Origin of the sequence: Herbaspirillum lusitanum P6-12 (assembly GCF_000256565.1) — a bacterium.
Classification (GTDB): domain Bacteria; phylum Pseudomonadota; class Gammaproteobacteria; order Burkholderiales; family Burkholderiaceae_D; genus Herbaspirillum; species Herbaspirillum lusitanum.
The window spans coordinates 1-1,817 of the sequence record NZ_AJHH01000050.1; the positions used below are offsets into that span (position 1 = coordinate 1).

2 protein-coding genes and 2 pseudogenes are annotated in these 1,817 nt (G+C 63.4%); 3 read left to right on the forward strand and 1 reads right to left on the reverse strand.

From position 1 onward, the window contains the following. From HLUSI_RS33780 to HLUSI_RS0101825, 3 genes and pseudogenes are all read left to right on the forward strand, one after another. Positions 1 to 82, forward strand: a pseudogene (locus tag HLUSI_RS33780) (YggS family pyridoxal phosphate-dependent enzyme); the annotation flags it as partial. Between the two features lie 39 nt (positions 83 to 121). Next, a complete protein-coding gene (gene proC, locus HLUSI_RS0101820; protein ID WP_016832343.1) occupies positions 122 to 937 on the forward strand; it encodes a pyrroline-5-carboxylate reductase in 816 nt (271 codons plus the stop codon). A 7-nt stretch (positions 938 to 944) separates the two neighbouring features. Beyond that, positions 945 to 1,658: a peptidoglycan DD-metalloendopeptidase family protein gene (locus tag HLUSI_RS0101825; protein ID WP_238533897.1), complete on the forward strand. Its 714-nt coding sequence runs from the start codon at positions 945 to 947 to the stop codon at positions 1,656 to 1,658. 12 nt (positions 1,659 to 1,670) lie between these two features. On the opposite strand, the pseudogene HLUSI_RS32285 reads toward HLUSI_RS0101825, so the two are convergent. Further along, a pseudogene (locus HLUSI_RS32285) lies at positions 1,671 to 1,817 on the reverse strand (4-hydroxybenzoate octaprenyltransferase); the annotation flags it as partial.

Below are 1,817 nucleotides of genomic sequence, written 5' to 3' on the forward strand. Positions count from 1 at the left end.
GGACATGGACGCCGCCATCGCTGAAGGCGCCACGATCGTGCGCGTCGGTACGGCCATTTTCGGACAACGTCGGACGCACTGATTTTTGCTTTATCCGTAGTCCTCTACAGGAAGAAAACATATGTTGAAGATAGGTTTCATCGGCGGCGGCAACATGGCCGCGGCACTGATCGGCGGTCTGGCAGGCAAGCTCACCGACGGCAAGAACATCCACGTGGTCGACCTCAATCCCGAGTCGCTGGAAAAACTCAACCAGCGCTTCGGCGTCACCACCGCGCTGCAAGTCGACGAGATGCTGGCCAAGGTTGACGTCATCGTGCTGGCGGTCAAGCCGCAGCAGATGCGCCAGGTGGCCGACAGCCTCAAGCCGTTCATCGGCGCCCAACTGGTGCTGTCGATCGCCGCCGGCATCCGCAGCGCCGACCTGTCGCGCTGGCTCGGCAATCATCCGGCCATCGTGCGCTCGATGCCGAACACGCCGGCGCTGATCGGCAAGGGCATCTCGGGCATGGTGGCGCTGGACGGCGTGAGCGCCGGGCAGCGCGCCGCCGCCGACGCCATCCTGCGCGCCGTCGGCGCCACCGTGTGGCTCGATAGCGAAGACCTGATCGATCCGGTGACGGCGGTGTCGGGCAGCGGCCCGGCCTACGTGTTTTATTTCATGGAAGCCATGCAGAAGGCGGCCGTCGAACTGGGACTGAGCGCCGAACAAGGCGTCGAGCTGGCCAAGGCGACCTTTGCCGGCGCGGTTGAGCTGGCGATCCGTTCGCCGGAGCCGCTGTCGCTGTTGCGCGAACGCGTGACATCGAAGGGCGGAACCACTTATGCCGCCTTGACGTCAATGCAAGGCGCCGGCGTGGCTGAACACATCGTGACGGCAGTCAAGGCTGCCGCCGCAAGAGGGAAAGAATTGGGGGAGGAGTTTGGCAAGGATTAGTTTGCAAGTGCTGCGTTATATTTCGATTGTCGCCGCGGCTGTTGTCGTTGCAGCGCTGACGGCGTGCGCGAGTGCGCCGTATCAGGGCGACTCCTATACGGTAAGGAAGGGCGACACGCTGATGAGCATTTCCCGCACGGTCGGAAAGGATCATCACGACATCGCTGCATGGAACAAGCTTTCCGACGCGAATGAAATCTATCCCGGCGACGTCTTGCGCCTGAAGCCGCCGGCGACCGCCGCTGTAGCAGCCCCCGTCTCGCGCGCGAAGCCGGCAGCTGCAGTGCATGAACGCAAGGCGGAGCCGAAGACAGAGCGTGAAGCGGCAGCGCCGGCAGCGACTGAGGCCGAACGCCTCGACTGGATGTGGCCTGCGCAAGGCAAGCTCACCGCCACCACCGATCGCAACCTGAAGGGCATCGACATCACCGGCACTCCGGGCCAGCCGGTGTGGGCGGCCGAAGCCGGCAAGGTGACTTACGCCGGGCGCGGCATCCGCGGCTACGGCAACATGATCATCGTCAAGCACAGCCGCACGCTGTTGTCGGTCTATGCGCACAACAAATCGATCATGGTCAAGGAAGGGCAGACCGTGAACCGCGGGCAGCAGATCGCCGAGATGGGCGACACCGACAGCCGCACGGTCAAGCTGTATTTCGAAATCCGCAGCAACGGCAAGGCGCTCAACCCGGTGCCGCTGCTGCCGAAGCCACGCAGCTAAAAGACTAGCAGACTAGCGCAGCGCGTAATCCACGGCGACGCCTGCGAACATCAGTGCGCCCAGCCAGTTGTTGTGTACGAACGCCTTGAAACAACCGGCGCGGTCGCGCGTGCGGATCAGGGTGTAGTGATATATAGCGCAGCCGGCGCAGGATGAAAA